The following is a 16,545-nucleotide window of genomic DNA, read 5'->3' as shown; positions in this document are numbered from 1 at the left end:
TGGAAACTAATTTTGCAAATAATAAACCTTATAGGTTTTTAAAACCTATAAGGTTTGGATATAAACCCAAAAGAGGCTGTGATTTGTTCACAGCCTCTTTTTTGCTATTTTTTTCAATTATACAAAAGGAGCTTTCACCACTTTTGCAGGAATGTTCTTGTTTCTTACCTGAATAAAGATTTCAGATCCTAATTTGAAGTGAGGTTTGTCTACGTAAGCAAGACCTAATCCTACTTTTTTCATTGGAGACTGTGTTCCGGAAGTTACTTTTCCGATCACGTTTCCTTCAGCATCCACCACAGGATAGTCATGTCTTGGAACTCCTTTATCTGTCAGTTCGAAACCTACTAGTTTTCTTGTAACTCCTTCCTCTTTTTGTTTTGCGAAAACATCTTTAGAAACGAAGTCTTTATCAAATTTAGTGATCCACCCTAAACCGGCTTCAATTGGAGACGTTGTATCATCAATATCATTTCCGTACAGGCAGAATCCTTTTTCTAATCTTAAAGTGTCTCTGGCAGCCAATCCGCAAGGAATGATCCCTTCTTCTTTACCAGCTTCCATTACGGCATCCCAAAGTTTTTCAGCACTTTCGTTATTGAAATAAATCTCAAAACCACCGCTTCCTGTGTATCCTGTGTTTGAAATAATCACATCATTTTCTCCGGCAACGGTTCCTACTGTAAAATGATAGTAAGGAATTTCTGAAAGATTTACGTCTGTAAGTTTTTGAAGAATTTCAGTAGCTTTAGGCCCCTGAACTGCCAATAATGACATCTCATCAGAAGCATTGGTCATTTTAGCCCCGAAAGTATTGTATTTTGAAATATGATTCCAGTCTTTGTCGATGTTGGATGCGTTTACTACTACAAAATATTTGTCATCTTCCATTTTGTAAACGATAAGGTCATCTACAATTCCGCCGTTTTCGTTCGGAAGGCAGGAATATTGAGCTTTTCCGTTTTCAAGTGCATCTACATTATTGGTAGTTACATACTGCAAAAGGTCTTTTGAACCCGGCCCTTCGATGAAAAACTGTCCCATGTGGGAAACATCAAATAATCCTGCTTTTTCTCTTACTGCAAAATGCTCCTCTGTAACCCCTGAATATTGAACAGGCATTTCAAAACCTGCGAAAGGTACGATCTTAGCTCCCAAAGAAACATGTTTGTCGTACAAGGCTGTTTTCTTCATATTTAATTTTTATTTCTTTATTTTAAAACTGTTAAAAGTCTCATTGAATAGGGTCATATAGTTTCCGTTCCAGTATTTCTGGCCGCAATTAATGGAAACCAAATATAAGTTTTTATCTTTTTGAAAAGCTTTGGTTACCCAGAACAGCTTCTCTTTTTCATCGAAATGCTCATAGAAATATTCTGTATATCCTTTCTGGCTCTTTTTTTCTTTTACTTTATCCTCCGGGTCTTGGGATTGATAAAGTGCCAGCATAAATTTTTTTACTTCCGCTTTGGGAAGGGGAAGATCATGATATTCCGAAATGGTAATTGCCCCTATCTGGCTGGTAGGGAAAATATTAACAATTTCACTGTCGTTGGTAGATTTCCAGCCTTCAGGAACAGTAATAGAATAATTGGAATTTTCATAGACCTTTGCTTTTTGGGCAAAAAACAGACTTCCCGTCAAAAGTGCAGAAAAAAGCAATATTTTTTTCATCGTTAAAAATGGTGTTTATATTCTTCAAGGATGATTTTGAACCATTCTGTAAAGTTTTCAGGATGTTTGGAAATTTCCTTATCCAGATCTTCCATGGAAATGAATCTTACTTCTTCCACTTCCTCTTTATTTAAATTGAAATCAGTTTCATGATTTCCCACAAATACATGATCCAGCTCGTGCTCCCAAAGACCACCGCCTACATCTGCTTTGTAAATAAAATGGAATTTTTCAGAAAGATCTGCTTCAATTCCCAGTTCTTCCTTTAGTCTGCGTACCGCTCCTTGCTGATAAGTTTCCCCGTCACGCGGGTGCGAGCATACAGCATTGGTCCATTGGTTAGGAGAATGATATTTTCCTGAAGCCCTTTTCTGAAGAAGCATTTCTCCTTTACTGTTGAAAAGAAATACAGAAAAAGCACGGTGTAACAGGCCATTGATGTGAGCCTGCTGCTTTTCCATCAGCCCTAAAACCTCATCTTCAGGATTTACTAAAACAACAAATTCTTCCATTCCTACAAATGTAAGAGTAATAAATGTATTTTGGAAATTTTTAGATAAACATCATGCTTTTTGTAATCATGGCAATGAAATTGAGGAAGTCAGAAAAGACTGGCAGGTAAATTTGTCCATTCACTGAGTAGTTGCTTTTCAGATCTCCACTTTATGATGTAAAAATAAAATGTGAAATGAAAATTTTTAACTAATTCGGCTTGAATGGTTGATAAAATATTGATATTATTCTTTGAAAATAAGTTTTTATAGTAAAATATTAACATAAAGCAAGATTAATATGCCTGATAATGGTAAAAACGCTAACTTTGTTTTTTAATATTTAGTAATGGAATTAGAATACATTGAACACATTAGTCCTATTCTAAAGGATGGAATAAAAAATTACTTAATAGATATCGACGGAACCATTACTGATGACGTTCCCAATGAAGAGCCGGAAAGAATGGTTACCTGCGAACCCTACCCTGATGCTCTGGAAACGATCAACAGATGGTATGACGAAGGACATCAGATCTGCTTTTTTACTTCAAGAACCGAAAATCTGAAACAAATTACGATCGACTGGCTGGATAAGCATGGCTTCAAATACCACAGCGTGCTTTGCGGAAAACCAAGAGGAGGAAATTATCACTGGATAGACAACCATCTGGTAAGAGCTACAAGATACAAAGGAAGATTTACGGATTTGGTAGAAAAACAAGTGACCATTGAGGTATTCAAAGAAGACGGCGAATAAAAATATAATTCAAAGATTTAAAGATTAAATGTGAACCAGTACCTTTAATTTTTAAATCTTTCATTTTTTAATATACTTGATATTTTATGAAAGTTTTAGCAAACGACGGCCTGGATCAATCTGGAATAGATGCATTGACAGAAAAAGGCTTTGAGGTGATTACTACAAAAGTTCCCCAGGAATTTTTAGTAGATTATATTAATGAGCACAAAATCCGCACCTTATTGGTGAGAAGTGCCACACAGGTAAGAAAAGATATTATTGATGGATGTCCGTCTATCGACATTATTGGAAGAGGAGGTGTTGGTATGGATAATATTGACGTAGATTATGCAAGAGAAAAAGGGATTCATGTGATCAACACTCCTTCAGCATCATCGGAATCTGTGGCTGAGCTTGTTTTCGCCCATTTGTTTTCCGGGGCGAGATTTCTTCAGGATTCTAACAGAAAAATGCCAGTTGTAGGAGATACTGAATTTGCAGGTCTTAAAAAAGCATATGCTGCAGGTATCGAACTGAGAGGAAAAACCATCGGTATTGTAGGAATGGGAAGAATCGGCCAGGAAGTGGCAAGAATTGCTTTAGGACTTGGGATGAGAGTGATTGCCGCTGATAATAACGTCGGAAGAGCAAGTATCAAAGTGAAATTTTACAACAACCAGTTCATCAATGTTGATATCGAAACAGAGCCGTTACAGGATGTTTTAAAACATTCAGACTTCATTACTTTACACGTTCCTGCACAGAAGGACGGTTATATGATCGGAAAGGATGAGTTTGAAATAATGAAAGACGGAGTAGCTGTTGTAAACTGTTCAAGAGGTGGAGTTATTGATGAAGCAGCTTTAATTCAGGCTTTAGATTCAGGAAAAGTACGATTTGCCGGTTTAGATGTTTTCATTAATGAGCCAACACCATCAAAAGAAATCCTTACTCATTCTAAAATTTCCCTTACCCCTCACACGGGAGCTTCTACTCTTGAAGCGCAGGATAGAATAGGGCTTTCCCTGGCAGAGCAGATTTCAAGTATCTTACAGATTCAATAACTTGAAAAAGATCATAAATAAAGCACTCCAGCCTTAGACTGGAGTGCTTTTTTATTTTTAAAACTGTTGTTTAAAAGATTAGATATTTTTGCTTTTCAGCAAATCTCTGATCTCCATCAGTAATTTTTGATCTTCTGTAGGTCCGGCAGGAGCAGGAGCCTCTTTTTTGTTTACTTTATTGGCGAATTTAATGATCCAGAAAAGAACCATCGCAATACAAAGGAAACTGATTACTGCTGAAAGGAAATTTCCGTACGCAACACCATTCCAAGAAAGTTTTGCAATGTTTTCTGCACCGGCGGCTTTCAATGCCGGGTTGAGTATAAGAGGAGTGATTACATCTTCCACTAATGAGGAAACAATTTTGCCAAATGCTGCCCCAATGATCACACCGACAGCAAGATCGAGAACATTGCCCTTAAAGGCAAACTCTTTAAATTCTTTTACAAATCCCATAATTTATATTTTTTTAATTAGTATATACACAAAAATATAATTAAAAAATGTAAAAAACACTACGTTTAATCGTTTTTTATTCCCAAAATATTGAAATTTACGCTCATTTCCTGCTAACAGTTTTAATGAATATTTCAGCATTGTAACAATACATTATGCCATTAATGATGACTTTTTATTTTTATTAATGAGGTGATAGCATAATGAAAAATCTTTTGTAATTTGCTTAAAAGTTTGTTTCACCTATGAAAATTTTCACCGCAGAACAGATACGCAGCTGGGATCAGTTTACGATTTCCCATGAGCCGGTTTCTTCTATTCAATTAATGGAAAGAGCTTCAATGGCTGCAGCTCATTGGATTTCGGAACACTGTAAAAACCATAAAAAGCTGGCTGTATTTTGTGGTAACGGAAATAACGGAGGTGACGGCCTGGCTGTCTCAAGGCTACTTTATCTGAAAGGTTTTGATGTAGATGTATTTGTAAGCGATTCCAAAAGGAAATTTTCAGAAGATGCTTCCGTTAACCTGAAAAGACTCCGCGATTTGTCGGGAATTACCGTCAGAAAATTTGATCCTGAAGAACACTATCATTTTGATGAGAAAACCATTATTGTAGATGCTCTTTTCGGAACGGGATTATCCAGACCGTTGGAAGGTGATTATAAAAGGCTTGTTGAACAATTGAATACTAAAAAGAATATTAAGATATCCATCGATATTCCTTCCGGATTGTCTGCAGATGAAATGTTTGATAATAATCCGGTTATTCTGAAAGCTGATTATACACTGACCTTTCAATGTTGGAAAAGAACCTTCCTTCATCCTGAAACAGGGAAATATACCGGAAAAGTAGTACAGCTGGATATTGATTTAAGCAAAATATACGCAGATACAACTGATTCTGATTACTCTGTAATTGATGATCAGCTGGTGGGATCGATATTTATTCCAAGACAGGAATTTTCCCATAAAGGCAGTTATGGTAAGGCAGCCATCATAGGAGGAAGCTATGGAAAAATAGGAGCGGCAGTGCTGGCAACACGATCAGCTTTGAAAACCGGAGCAGGGCTGACCTTTACACTCGCTCCGGAATGCGGATACAATATTTTGCAGACCTCATGCCCTGAAGCCATGTTTATACAAGGAGGGGAGCAGTTTATCACAAATTTTGAAATGGACAAAGATGTTACCTGTGGTGCCGGTCCTGGATTAGGAACCCATTCCGGTACAGAGAAAGGCTTTTTGAATTTTTTGAAAAACTATTCTCAGCCATTGGTTCTGGATGCAGATGCATTGAATATTATTTCAAATGATCCAAAAAATTTGAAACTCATTCCCAAAAAATCAATCATAACTCCTCATCCGAAAGAGTTTGAAAGACTTTTCGGAAGTACAGATAATTCTTTTAAAAGACTTGAACTGGCAAGGAAAAAAGCAAAAGAGCTTGGACTTTATATTGTTCTTAAAGACCACCATACCCAGGTTGTTACTCCGGAGGGAAAAGTATTCTATAATATAACCGGAAATGCAGGTCTTGCGAAAGGAGGAAGCGGAGATATTCTTACCGGAATTCTCACTTCGCTTCTGGCTCAGAAATATTCTGAAGAGGAAACCTGTATTCTGGGAGTATGGCTGCATGGCAGAGCGGCCGATATTGCTTCAGAAAAACATTCAAAAGAATCGATGCTGCCCACTGATGTCATTGATGCCTTTGGGTCTGTTTTTGAAGAACTGAACAGGAAGGCGGAGAGAAATCTGTAAGTAAACAGCTAATAAAAAAGGCAAATCTGTATTTCTACAAATTTGCCTTTTTATTTTTCAGTTTAAATGGTTTATTCCGGTTTCTCGTTTTCTGCTTCAGTAATCTTAAATTTCTTGGAAACGATCATGATGACAACCCCTGCAATCATAAAAGGAATCGAAAGAACCTGACCTGTATTCAAACCGCCAATCTGGATGAACTCATCTCCCTGCGGCTCTTTAAGGAACTCAACAAAGAATCTGATCGCCCAAAGAATGATGAAAAACAGACCGAATAACCATCCCTGCTGGTATTTTTTATTTGTTTTTCTGTATAATATCCATAGTAAAATGAAGAGAAGAACATATCCTACGGCTTCAAATAACTGGCTCGGATAACGGGGTACAGTAAGACCATACTCACTGCTTTGTTGTGGGAAAAGCAAAGCAAACGGAGAATTCGGGTCAGCTGGTTTTCCAACGATTTCAGAATTGAAAAAATTCCCCATTCTTACAAACGCTCCTCCTAAAGCTACGACAATACCCAATCTGTCATATACCCAAAAAGGGTTTTTCTTAATGATTTTAAATGAATAATAAAGCGTGGTGAAAATCAGGGCAATTGTAGCACCATGGCTCGCCAGTCCTGAAAAACCTGTAAATTTTAAACCGTTTTTTGTGCTTATCGGTAAAAATACACTCCAGAAATCCTCTTTAAATAGTTCCGGCTGATAAAAGATAACATGTCCTAATCTTGCTCCCAGAATAGTCCCGATCAATGTCCATGTGAACAGAGGTTCAAGGTATTTCTGGTTCACATTATCAATCTTAAAGATTCTCGTCATTAAAACATACCCGAATCCAAAGGCAAAAACAAACATCAAACTATAAAAGTGAAGCGTAAATGATCCGATGTGAATACCTTTTGAAGGATCCCAGATTTTAAATGAAGTCTTAAGTTCTACTTTATCAGAATCAGTAATAGGTTTTACAGACTTTACTGCATATTTAAAAGTGGTGATATTTTCTTTGGTAACACCAGTATCAATCAACTTAAAGTTTTTATCAAAAAACTGATACTTGGAATCCTTATACTTTGCTAAAGTTGATGCCCCATAATTGTAATAAGCAGGTTCAAAATTGGATTCATTAAGAATCACAACGAAAGACTGGTTCTTGTCTGATTCTCTGTCCGGAAAAGCTGTAAGGTCTCCCATCTCTGTGGTAGAATAGATTTTTACAGGAACATTGCTTCCATTGATATCTAAAGTTCCGTCAGATAAACCTCCAGGGTATTCCTGTGCAAAAAGAAGCTGCGTGGTGAACGCAAACAGCACAAGATAAATTCTGAAAAAGATAGTATTCATTTTTCTATTGATTTAATAGTTTGATTATTGACATTTATGTTTGGGTGGAACAGGATCATAACCGCTTCCTCCCCAGGGATGGCATCTTAAAATTCTTTTAAATCCCAGCCAGAAACCTTTAAAAACACCATGTACCTGAAGCGACTCAATCATATAGTGAGAGCAGGTAGGTTCGTAACGGCAGTTTTTGGGAAGTAAGGGCGAGATGAACCATTGGTAAAATTTGATCAAAATTACCAGTGGAAATGTAATGATTTTATTGAATGTAAGTTTCAAAACAATGCAAAAATAGGGTAAAAAAATGAAAATTAGTTTAATTTTGTTATAAGTTTCGGAGATCGGAAATCCGGGACATTGATCTTAAAAAATAGAATTACTTTGAATCAAAATATCCCATTAGCTGAAAAATTAAGACCCAAAACCCTAAACGATGTTCTGGGGCAGGAGCACCTTACCGGCGACAAAGGAACAATCAGAAAGATGATTGAAAACAATACCCTGAATTCGCTGATATTCTGGGGTCCTCCGGGAACGGGGAAAACAACACTCGCTGAAATTATCTCTGAGCAGTCGGGGAGAAAGTTTTATAAACTTTCTGCAGTTTCTTCCGGGGTGAAAGATGTGCGTGATGTCATTGAGGATGCCAAGAAGCAGAATTTGTTTTCCGGAAAATCACCGATCTTGTTTATTGATGAGATTCACAGGTTTAATAAGTCGCAGCAGGATTCATTATTGCATGCGGTAGAAAAAGGCTGGATTGTTTTGATTGGAGCAACTACTGAGAATCCAAGCTTTGAGGTGGTTTCAGCATTGCTTTCAAGAAGCCAGGTCTATGTTTTAAAAGCTTTGAGCTATGAAAAACTGGAAGAACTGATTGATATCGCATCAGAAAGATACAATAAAGATGAAGGAACAGATTTTAAAATCCTTGAAAAAGAAGCTTTCATTCAGTATTCCGGTGGTGATGCCAGAAAACTGATCAATTCCGTAGAACTGGTTTTGAATCAGTATAAAAATTCGGGTACAACGGAAATCCTGAATTCTGATGTTCTTGAAGTTCTCCAGGAAACAATGGCTTTGTATGATAAAAACGGAGAGCAGCATTATGATATCATCTCAGCTTTTATCAAGTCTATGCGTGGAGGTGATCCGAACGGAGCGGTGTATTGGCTGGCAAGAATGATTGCCGGGGGAGAAGATATTAAGTTTATTGCAAGGAGAATGCTGATTTTAGCTGCTGAGGATGTAGGGCTGGCTAACCCCAATGCTTTGGTGGTTGCCAACAACTGTTTTCAGGCGATCAATGTGATCGGGAATCCTGAAGCAAGGATTATATTAAGCGAAACAGCGGTATATCTTGCGGTTTCCCCTAAAAGTAATTCTGCGTATATGGCGATTAATGAAGCGTTGGCTCTGGTAAAGCAGACCGGAAATCTGCCTGTACCTCTTCATTTGAGAAATGCACCTACAAAATTGATGAAAGACCTTGATTACGGAAAAGAATACAAATATGCCCATTCTTACGAAGGAAACTTTGTAGAACAGGATTTTCTTCCGGAAGAAATCAGGAATGTGAAATTATATGAGCCTGGTAATAATGCTACAGAAAAGAAAATTTACGAAGAGCTCAAGAAAAAGTGGAACAATAAATACTAAAATAAAAAAGGATGCTGAAAAAACGGCATCCTTTTTATATTAAATCTGTTTTTTTTAACCTACCATTTCAACTATTATAAAGTGAAAAATAGTGGTAAATATTTTTAAACCATTAAGGAGACTGAAGAATTAAAGTATAGTTAAGATAAATCATGCTGATTTTAAGTTAAAGCGAAGCTTATCTTAATAATCTTAACAGCTTAATACGATCTTAATGTTTCAAAAAAATCAAATTATTCGGTAGTGTAAATAAACAATGTTTTCTTACCGTTATAATCTTTTGTTTCTGTTCTTTTCTTGATTTCAGGATAAATCCAAGTGTTGGTGTCCGTAAATTCATATCCTTCAATAAATACAGGATTGTCTGCCGGAATATTGTATTGTGCATTCATATTGGATAACGTCATTCTATCAAGTACATTTTCTCCGTTCTTGAACTTATATTCGGTCACTCCTTTCGTAAAAACAGAATTGTATTTTTTTAAGCTTTGGGGAAGACTGGCTGGAGTATTGTATACTTTAGAAACCTGTAATACGTTCTTTTTTGTATTGAACAATTCTACTGTCCCAATGGCATTGTCAGCCACTGCAAACTTTACAGCAGGATTTTTTTGCTGGGCCAATAAAGTAGCAGAGGATAGAAGTAAAAAAGAATAGAATAGTTTTTTCATAATTGGAATATGTAACTGTTAAAAACGTGATAAATATAGTTATTTTTTATAAAATCTGAATAAAATCTTGAATTGTTTTACATTCTATTTATAAATAAAAACTTTTTTTCTGATTATCAGTCTGTGCTTTCATCTTTTTTATCCTTTTTATCTACCATATTTCTGATCATATTTTTCAGTCGCTGGAAAGTAAAAGAGCTTAATAATAAAATAACCCCGAGAGCAATAAAGGCACTGATTCTTGAGATATTATCCATTTGCCATACATCATAACCATAAAGTTTCAATACCATCAGGCCAACCAACGCAAAGCCAATCTTGTTATATTCCTGAATATTCTTTTTCAAACCGGTATAAATAAAAATACTGGCAAGAATTGTCCAGATAACAGGCAGATAAAGAATATTGAAATGTTCACTTGCTTTATAAGAATGCGGGAGATCATTGGAAACCATTAAAATATAAGAATGATGCAGCTCGCAGCTTACAGAAATGATTAGCGCCAGAGCCTGTATCCAGTAAGAAATCTTTTGCTTATGAAACGCTGAAGTAGGAATAATTCTGTATCCTATATATATAAAAGGAATCCATTGCAGAAGATGAAGGAAATAAAAGCTTAAATGGAGCTTTTTTGTTAAGACAGCGGTCACAACCAGAAGAGTCGAAACCGATGTATTTATTACGATCAGGAAGAAAAACAGATAAATCAGTAGGTTTTGAACATCATTTCTGATGCTCAGCAGTTTCCTGAAAAGCAATAAAATAAAAATATAATAAATGCTGAATAAAAATCCTGTGCTGGTAATGGCTGACCATGGCATTTCCGAAATATGATAAGTGATTTCAAGAAGAAAAGTAATATAGATAACCCCATAACTGATCACAGTAATAAGATCTTCAAAAAAGTTATTGCTTTTTTCCTGTGTCTCTTTCACGGTATTCCTTAGCAAATACAGATTAATCATGATGGAAACAATAGTAAAGGAACTGGTGATAAACGGAGGATTGAATATGATATTGAAATCTTTTGTTCCAAAATATTCAGTCCAGGTTATAAGCTGGGCGATCATCACCAATGGAAACAGGATATAAAAGAAAGTTTTGAAAATCTTATGACCTGTTTTTTTCCAGATAAAAAGAAGGAGGGTGGTTTCTATGGCCCAGATGCTGGTGATGAGATGCGTTTTAAACTGAATAGCAATCGCAATGGTTATAAGGCTGGTAACAAGCCCTGCAAATACAGAGTAAGCTACTCCAAAGCTTTTGCGGGTATATTCTCTGAAAAGTAAAATAGCATTTACAGCAGCAAAAATAAGCGGAAAAACAATCGGGGGTTCATATTTTAATGTATCAAAAATGTAAAGAAGCCCCAGAATACTTGAAAAATTAGCGAGAGCAAGTATTAAAATATCAGAGGTTGAAAGGATATTTCTTCTGAAGTAATCGTACAGACCAAAAATATAGAAAATCGCATAACTGATCAGATAAAAAGTAATGCTTAAAAGCTCCGGGCTTTCATGAGTCCAGAATAAAAGGTAGCCTGTTGTAAAAATATAAGCTGTCCATCCCACACTTTTCCAGTGCTGCAGAAAAGAGGCAGCCAGCATTCCTGTATTTAAAAGAGTAATATAAATAAAAAGGAAAAGATAATTACTTTGTCCTGTACTGATCATGAAAGGAGCTGCAAAACCTCCTATCAGTGAAAAGATAATCAGTACTTCACTTTTATAGTAATAGGACAGGATGATAGAGGCTGCGGTAATCAGTGCCGTTATAATAAAAGCTGTATTTTGGGTAAACAGATGATATTCACGAAAGGCAATGGTAGCTGTGAAATACAGAACAGCAACACCGCCTCCTGTAATGATGGAAGAAAAAGCCGGATAATTTTTTCTGAGAAAATGCCCGGTGATGATGATTCCTACTCCGGTACAAAAACCGATTCCCGCTCTTGCTGCTTCGCCGATCCAGTTTTTATCAATGGCATATTTTACAAAATAACCAATTCCGAGAACAAGGGTAAAAATTCCGATAATGGTAAGAACATTTTGTTTTAAAAAATCAGAAACAGGAGCAAGCCAGTCTTTTTGAACTGGTGTTGAGGTTTCTTCACTTTTTTCACGGTATGGTATATCTTCATGCTGAACCTGTTGAGGTACCTCTTGCTGCGGAATCAAACTGTTTTCCGTTGAGGTTGTTTTATGAATTACTTTTGTCTGAGCCTGAGCAGTCTCGTTGATTTTATAATGAAGATCTGAAATCTCCTTTTTCAATTTTCTGATTTTGCTGTTCAGATTATTGAAAATGATGAAGATAATTATAAAGATGATAACTGCAACAAACTCATTCATTTCATTAGTTTTTTATCAAATATAAAGAAATGTTTCAAATGCTATTTAAAAATTAACCCATCGCGGTATAAGCGATGGGTTAAATGGTATAGATAACTAACAATATGTTTTACTAGTTTGATACTTTGTAAATGTAGAATGACGCAATACTGGATCCTAATAATCCTGCCGTGATAACACCGGAATCTACAAGTCCGAAAGAAACTTTGTCACCCGCCTGGAATGAATACAAAGAATTGATGCTGGAATCGGAAAGTGTTAAGTTAACTGCTAATGCAAGATTGACCCCACTGAATGGACGAGTGTCTATCAAAGTGGTTACTGCAGATCTGGTTCTTGCGATAGCGATACCGGGAGATCCTGACAATAAAGAAGCCTGTAAACCTGTACCATATCTGAACGCAAATCCAACAGCATATACTCCGGTTGATGGAATATTATAAGAACCATCAGCATTGGTAAATAACGCCGCAGTTCCTATCGTTCTGTCGGCTTGTACAAAGCTGACAGGCTGGAAATCAGCAGGTAAAACCCCTAAATTCAGCAGGGTTATACCAGTTGTTTTTTTCGCAGAATATACAGAAGTGTTGGTTCCGGCAGCTGCACTTAGCAATGACGGGTCAACTGAGAATACCTGGGTAGTTCCCTGGTTAACAGCTAAAATCTGATATCCGGGTAGGGCTGTAGCGGCAGGGGTATCACGAACTTTCAAAGTTCCATTAACATCTAGAGTTGCAGATGGGTTGGCTGTATTGATACCCACCTGTGAGAATAATGGTAACGCTGCACATGCTAACATTAAGCTGTAAAGTTTAGTTTTCATGATCAAGATTTTTAAATTAGTTGCTAAGCAAATATACAACAAAAATTATACCCTGCATTGTGAAATCTTTAAAATTAACATTATTATGATGTAATATATTTAAACATATGTTTATATTTTAGTTAATATTTAGTCATAATTTGGTTACGACTTATTATATTTATTTTTATTTTAACATATTGTTTATCAGTGTTTTGGTGAAATATAATTCTCCCTATTGTGTGGGTTATTTATTGGTTTAAACAGAAGGTGTTATCCATAGATAATTTATTATAAAAGTTTTTTTGAATTTAATATTTCTCAAATGAATAAAAAAAACACTGCCGTAACGACAGTGTTTTTGAACAGATTTATTTGTTTTCTTAGCTTTCCAACAGGAATTCTTTATAATTCCCAAGAAAATCTACATTAGCGTTGATTGATTCAAGCTCTTTGAGTGCATTTTCATGCAAAACCTCCTTCCATGGTCCTTCCACATTGATAAAAAAGAAATAATTTCCCAAACCTGTTTTTAAGGTTCTGGATTCTATTTTGCTAAGGTTCATTTTTCTCCATGCAAAAACCGATAAAACCTGATGTAAACCACCGGGATGATCTTCCGGAAGCGTGATGAGCATTCCTGATTTTTCACCCAGTGTTTCCAGTTGGTCATTTTGATATTGGTTCTGTTCTTTGGAAATAATGATAAACCGGGTATGGTTTTGTTCAAAATCCTGAATATTACGGTTCACAATTTTTAAGCCATATAAATTGGCAGCATACTGATTGGCTACTGCAGCAATAGGAGTCTCCGGGTTTTCAGAAACAAATTTTGCGGCCGCTGCAGTGGAGGAAAAATCCTGTTTCGGAATCTCTTTGTAATGAGTGTCCAGAAAATGGAAGCTCTGTGCAAGAGCCTGTGGGTGAGAATATATTCTTTCGATATTCTCAATAGAATTTTCCGGATGAATCATCAGGTGATGCGCAATAGGCATTACTGCTTCTGCTTCTATCTTAATAGACGGAGTCTTATATAAATAATCCAGCGTCATCGATACGGTTCCTTCAATAGAGTTTTCCAAAGGTACTACTGCTTTTACTACCTCTCCGTTTTCAACGGCATCAAAACAATCCAGAATGCTGGCTTGAGGTACTATTTCGTCATCAGGGAAAAGCTGTGCTGTAGCAAGCTGGGTGAAACTGGCATGAGGTCCCAAAAATGCAATCTTCATAATATAATATATAAGGGATGATTAAAATAATGGTACAAAGGTGCGAATTAATTCATAAACAGAGAGGGTGTAGAGTTTAAAGTTTAGAGTTTAAAGTGTAATGTTTTTAGTTGCGAGTTACGGGTTACGAGTTGCGGGTTTATTTTGTGACCGGATAATTTGAGATAGATATTTTAACTCTATTGAAAATTCACCCTTCACCTTTATAAAACCTCTACCCAATATTTCGTCGGGTATCTCCCTAATTCCTACAACCTACTACCTGCTACCTATCCTTTCCAGTTCTTCTCAATCAGTTCCATCAGAAAATCCGGACACCTGATTACTTTATTAGTTTTTGAATCTAAAAAGAATAGAGTAGTGGAAGCTTCTGTTATTTTAATATGCTCTTCATTGTAAATTTCATATTCAAATTCAATCCTTACCCCCGGAATTTTTTTAACATAAGTATGGATTTCTAATTTTTGATCATATAAAGCAGGGCGGATATATTTAATTTTGTAGTCCGAAACGGGAAGCCAAATTCCTTGGTTTTCAATTTCATCGTATGAAATTCCTATGCTTCTGAAGAGTTCAACTCTCGCTACTTCGAAGTACGTTGCATAGTTTCCGTAGTATACGTATTTCATTGGATCTGTTTCTGCGTAACGTACTCGTATTGAGTGTGTTGTGTGTATCATTTTAGGTGTTAAATTATACATACAAATATATTTTTAAATAATCAATACCTGCAATATTTTTTTTTGAAAAGAAAAAATTAGACCTTTGTCTTCCTTCTAAACACAGTACAAACAAAGAATAATCGGGGCTTAAAAAATGGATGACAATTTAATGATGATATGGCAGAAATGCCTTCAGTTTATGCGCGATAACCTGAACGCTGCTGAAGACAATTCTGACCTTAAAAAACTTGAAAAATCTTTCGATATGCTATTCGATAAGGTTCAGCCGCTTTCATTGGTGGCCAACAACCTTACGCTGATCGTGCCGAGTGATTTTTACAAGGAATATATAGAGGACAATTACCTGTCCTTACTTTCTGCTGCCCTGAAGAAAAATATTGGAAAAGGAGTGAAATTATGGTATTCTGTGATGGAAAACAGACCAAAAGGTGAAGAAAAACCTGTTACCATGAACATTAAGGGACAAAGCGTTCCTACTCCGAAAACACAGGAAACAATGCCGCAAGGTTTTTCTGCTAATATTGTAAACCCGTTTGTCGTTCCTGGAATTAGAAAAGTAAATATAGATTCTAACCTGAAGCCTGACTATTCATTTGATAGTTATGTAGAAGGAGAAAGTAATAAATTTGCAGCCACTGTAGCCAGATCCATTGCCAAAAGACCTGGAGCAACAGCTTTCAACCCGTTATTCCTATATGGAGGTTATGGAGTTGGAAAAACCCACCTGGGACAGGCTGTCGGTCTTGAAGTAAAAAATCAGTTTCCTGATAAAGTAGTTCTTTATCTGTCTTCTGAAAAATTTATCCAGCAGTTTATCTCTGCGGCTAAAGCTCATAAGCAGACTGAGTTTGCTAATTTCTATCAAATGGTAGATGTACTGATTATTGATGATATTCAGTTCCTATCCGGAAAATCGGCAACACAGGACAGTTTCTTCCATATTTTTGATCACCTGCATCAGAATGGAAAACAGATTATCCTTACTTCAGATAAGGCTCCTGCAGATATTATGGATATCCAGGACAGAATTGTTTCCCGTTTCAAATGGGGGCTTTCTGCAGAAATTAAATCTCCGGATCTATCTACAAGAAGACAGATCATTGAAGATAAGCTAAGCAGAGACGGAATTGTTCTTCCTGGCGATATGCTTGACTTCCTTGCTGCTGAAGCAAAAACGAATGTAAGAGAACTTATCGGGGTTATCAACTCAGTGATTGCTTACTCTACAGTATATAAAAGAGACCTTAGTCTTGAGTTGCTTAAAGAAACCATCAACAGAATTGCTGCTAACCAAAAGAAAGTTATCAATATTCCTTACATTCAGGAAGTGGTTTGTGATTATTTTGGAATCAAAAAAGAGCAGCTGCTTTCAAAAACAAGAAAAAGAGAGATTGCATTACCAAGACAGCTTGCGATGTACTTCTCCAAAGAGTTTACCAATTCTACATTTACCAAAATTGGTGAGGAAATGGGAGGAAAAGATCACTCTACGGTAATGTACGCTTGTGATACGATTAAAGACGTTTCAAAAATTGATAAAGAAATCAAGAAATACGTAAAAGACCTTACTGAAAGAATCAAACAATAAATAAGGTTGAGCTTACATAAATTAAA

The 16,545-nt window shown here is 36.2% G+C and carries 16 protein-coding genes; 5 read left to right on the top strand and 11 right to left on the bottom strand.

What is annotated here, in order from left to right:
* Nucleotides 1-117: 117 nt before the first annotated feature.
* From gcvT to idi, 3 genes are read right to left on the bottom strand one after another with little or no spacing between them, the layout of a single operon-like run.
* On the bottom strand, nucleotides 118-1,194 hold the full coding sequence (gene gcvT / locus AB1278_RS15920) for a glycine cleavage system aminomethyltransferase GcvT (protein ID WP_202844012.1): 1,077 nt from the start codon (nucleotides 1,192-1,194) through the stop codon (nucleotides 118-120).
* 9 nt (nucleotides 1,195-1,203) lie between these two features.
* Nucleotides 1,204-1,674, bottom strand: coding sequence for a hypothetical protein (locus AB1278_RS15915; RefSeq protein WP_110009389.1), 471 nt, complete (start codon nucleotides 1,672-1,674; stop codon nucleotides 1,204-1,206).
* Nucleotides 1,675-1,676: 2 nt separating this feature from the next.
* On the bottom strand, nucleotides 1,677-2,186 hold the full coding sequence (gene idi / locus AB1278_RS15910; protein WP_202844007.1) for an isopentenyl-diphosphate Delta-isomerase: 510 nt from the start codon (nucleotides 2,184-2,186) through the stop codon (nucleotides 1,677-1,679).
* Nucleotides 2,187-2,514: 328 nt separating this feature from the next.
* On the opposite strand from idi, the gene AB1278_RS15905 reads away from it, so the two are divergent.
* The gene (locus tag AB1278_RS15905; RefSeq protein ID WP_002980498.1) at nucleotides 2,515-2,925 is read left to right on the top strand and encodes an LNS2 domain-containing protein; all 411 of its coding nucleotides are present in this window, start codon (nucleotides 2,515-2,517) and stop codon (nucleotides 2,923-2,925) included.
* An 86-nt stretch (nucleotides 2,926-3,011) separates the two neighbouring features.
* A complete protein-coding gene (locus tag AB1278_RS15900; protein WP_110009387.1) occupies nucleotides 3,012-3,971 on the top strand; it encodes a D-2-hydroxyacid dehydrogenase in 960 nt (319 codons plus the stop codon).
* Nucleotides 3,972-4,049: 78 nt separating this feature from the next.
* Here AB1278_RS15900 and mscL read toward each other — a convergent pair whose 3' ends face one another.
* Nucleotides 4,050-4,427 carry a large conductance mechanosensitive channel protein MscL gene (gene mscL / locus AB1278_RS15895; RefSeq protein WP_002980494.1) on the bottom strand — a complete coding sequence of 126 codons (378 nt, stop codon included), beginning with the start codon at nucleotides 4,425-4,427 and terminating at the stop codon, nucleotides 4,050-4,052.
* Nucleotides 4,428-4,672: 245 nt separating this feature from the next.
* Between mscL and AB1278_RS15890 the strand changes: the two genes are divergently transcribed.
* Entirely contained in the window at nucleotides 4,673-6,190 is a 1,518-nt protein-coding gene (locus AB1278_RS15890; RefSeq protein WP_429815594.1) for an NAD(P)H-hydrate dehydratase, read from the top strand.
* A 71-nt stretch (nucleotides 6,191-6,261) separates the two neighbouring features.
* On the opposite strand, the gene lgt is transcribed toward AB1278_RS15890, so the two are convergent.
* Both lgt and yidD read right to left on the bottom strand, forming a co-directional pair.
* Nucleotides 6,262-7,110, bottom strand: coding sequence for a prolipoprotein diacylglyceryl transferase (gene lgt, locus AB1278_RS15885; RefSeq protein ID WP_227941783.1), 849 nt, complete (start codon nucleotides 7,108-7,110; stop codon nucleotides 6,262-6,264).
* 450 nt (nucleotides 7,111-7,560) lie between these two features.
* The gene (yidD, locus tag AB1278_RS15880; protein WP_034695943.1) at nucleotides 7,561-7,812 is read right to left on the bottom strand and encodes a membrane protein insertion efficiency factor YidD; all 252 of its coding nucleotides are present in this window, start codon (nucleotides 7,810-7,812) and stop codon (nucleotides 7,561-7,563) included.
* Nucleotides 7,813-7,914: 102 nt separating this feature from the next.
* Here yidD and AB1278_RS15875 point away from each other — a divergent pair, with 102 nt between their 5' ends.
* A complete protein-coding gene (locus AB1278_RS15875; RefSeq protein ID WP_110009494.1) occupies nucleotides 7,915-9,192 on the top strand; it encodes a replication-associated recombination protein A in 1,278 nt (425 codons plus the stop codon).
* Between the two features lie 233 nt (nucleotides 9,193-9,425).
* Here AB1278_RS15875 and AB1278_RS15870 read toward each other — a convergent pair whose 3' ends face one another.
* From AB1278_RS15870 to AB1278_RS15850, 5 genes are all read right to left on the bottom strand, one after another.
* Nucleotides 9,426-9,863 (bottom strand): hypothetical protein, encoded by a 438-nt coding sequence (locus AB1278_RS15870; protein ID WP_429815590.1) that lies wholly within the window; start codon nucleotides 9,861-9,863, stop codon nucleotides 9,426-9,428.
* A gap of 116 nt (nucleotides 9,864-9,979) precedes the next feature.
* Nucleotides 9,980-12,214 carry a DUF2339 domain-containing protein gene (locus AB1278_RS15865; protein ID WP_429815587.1) on the bottom strand — a complete coding sequence of 745 codons (2,235 nt, stop codon included), beginning with the start codon at nucleotides 12,212-12,214 and terminating at the stop codon, nucleotides 9,980-9,982.
* Between the two features lie 112 nt (nucleotides 12,215-12,326).
* Complete coding sequence (locus tag AB1278_RS15860; protein WP_110009380.1) at nucleotides 12,327-13,037, bottom strand: hypothetical protein; 711 nt, start codon at nucleotides 13,035-13,037, stop codon at nucleotides 12,327-12,329.
* Nucleotides 13,038-13,399: 362 nt separating this feature from the next.
* Nucleotides 13,400-14,248: a prephenate dehydratase gene (gene pheA, locus AB1278_RS15855; RefSeq protein ID WP_202843998.1), complete on the bottom strand. Its 849-nt coding sequence runs from the start codon at nucleotides 14,246-14,248 to the stop codon at nucleotides 13,400-13,402.
* Nucleotides 14,249-14,517: 269 nt separating this feature from the next.
* Nucleotides 14,518-14,928 (bottom strand): acyl-CoA thioesterase, encoded by a 411-nt coding sequence (locus AB1278_RS15850; protein WP_202844268.1) that lies wholly within the window; start codon nucleotides 14,926-14,928, stop codon nucleotides 14,518-14,520.
* A 136-nt stretch (nucleotides 14,929-15,064) separates the two neighbouring features.
* Here AB1278_RS15850 and dnaA point away from each other — a divergent pair, with 136 nt between their 5' ends.
* Complete coding sequence (gene dnaA / locus AB1278_RS15845; RefSeq protein WP_002980474.1) at nucleotides 15,065-16,519, top strand: chromosomal replication initiator protein DnaA; 1,455 nt, start codon at nucleotides 15,065-15,067, stop codon at nucleotides 16,517-16,519.
* Nucleotides 16,520-16,545: the final 26 nt, after the last annotated feature.

Source organism: Chryseobacterium sp. NRRL B-14798, assembly GCF_050470705.1.
GTDB classification, from domain to species: domain Bacteria; phylum Bacteroidota; class Bacteroidia; order Flavobacteriales; family Weeksellaceae; genus Chryseobacterium; species Chryseobacterium cupriresistens.
This window is presented reverse-complemented; position numbering and strand designations above follow the sequence as displayed.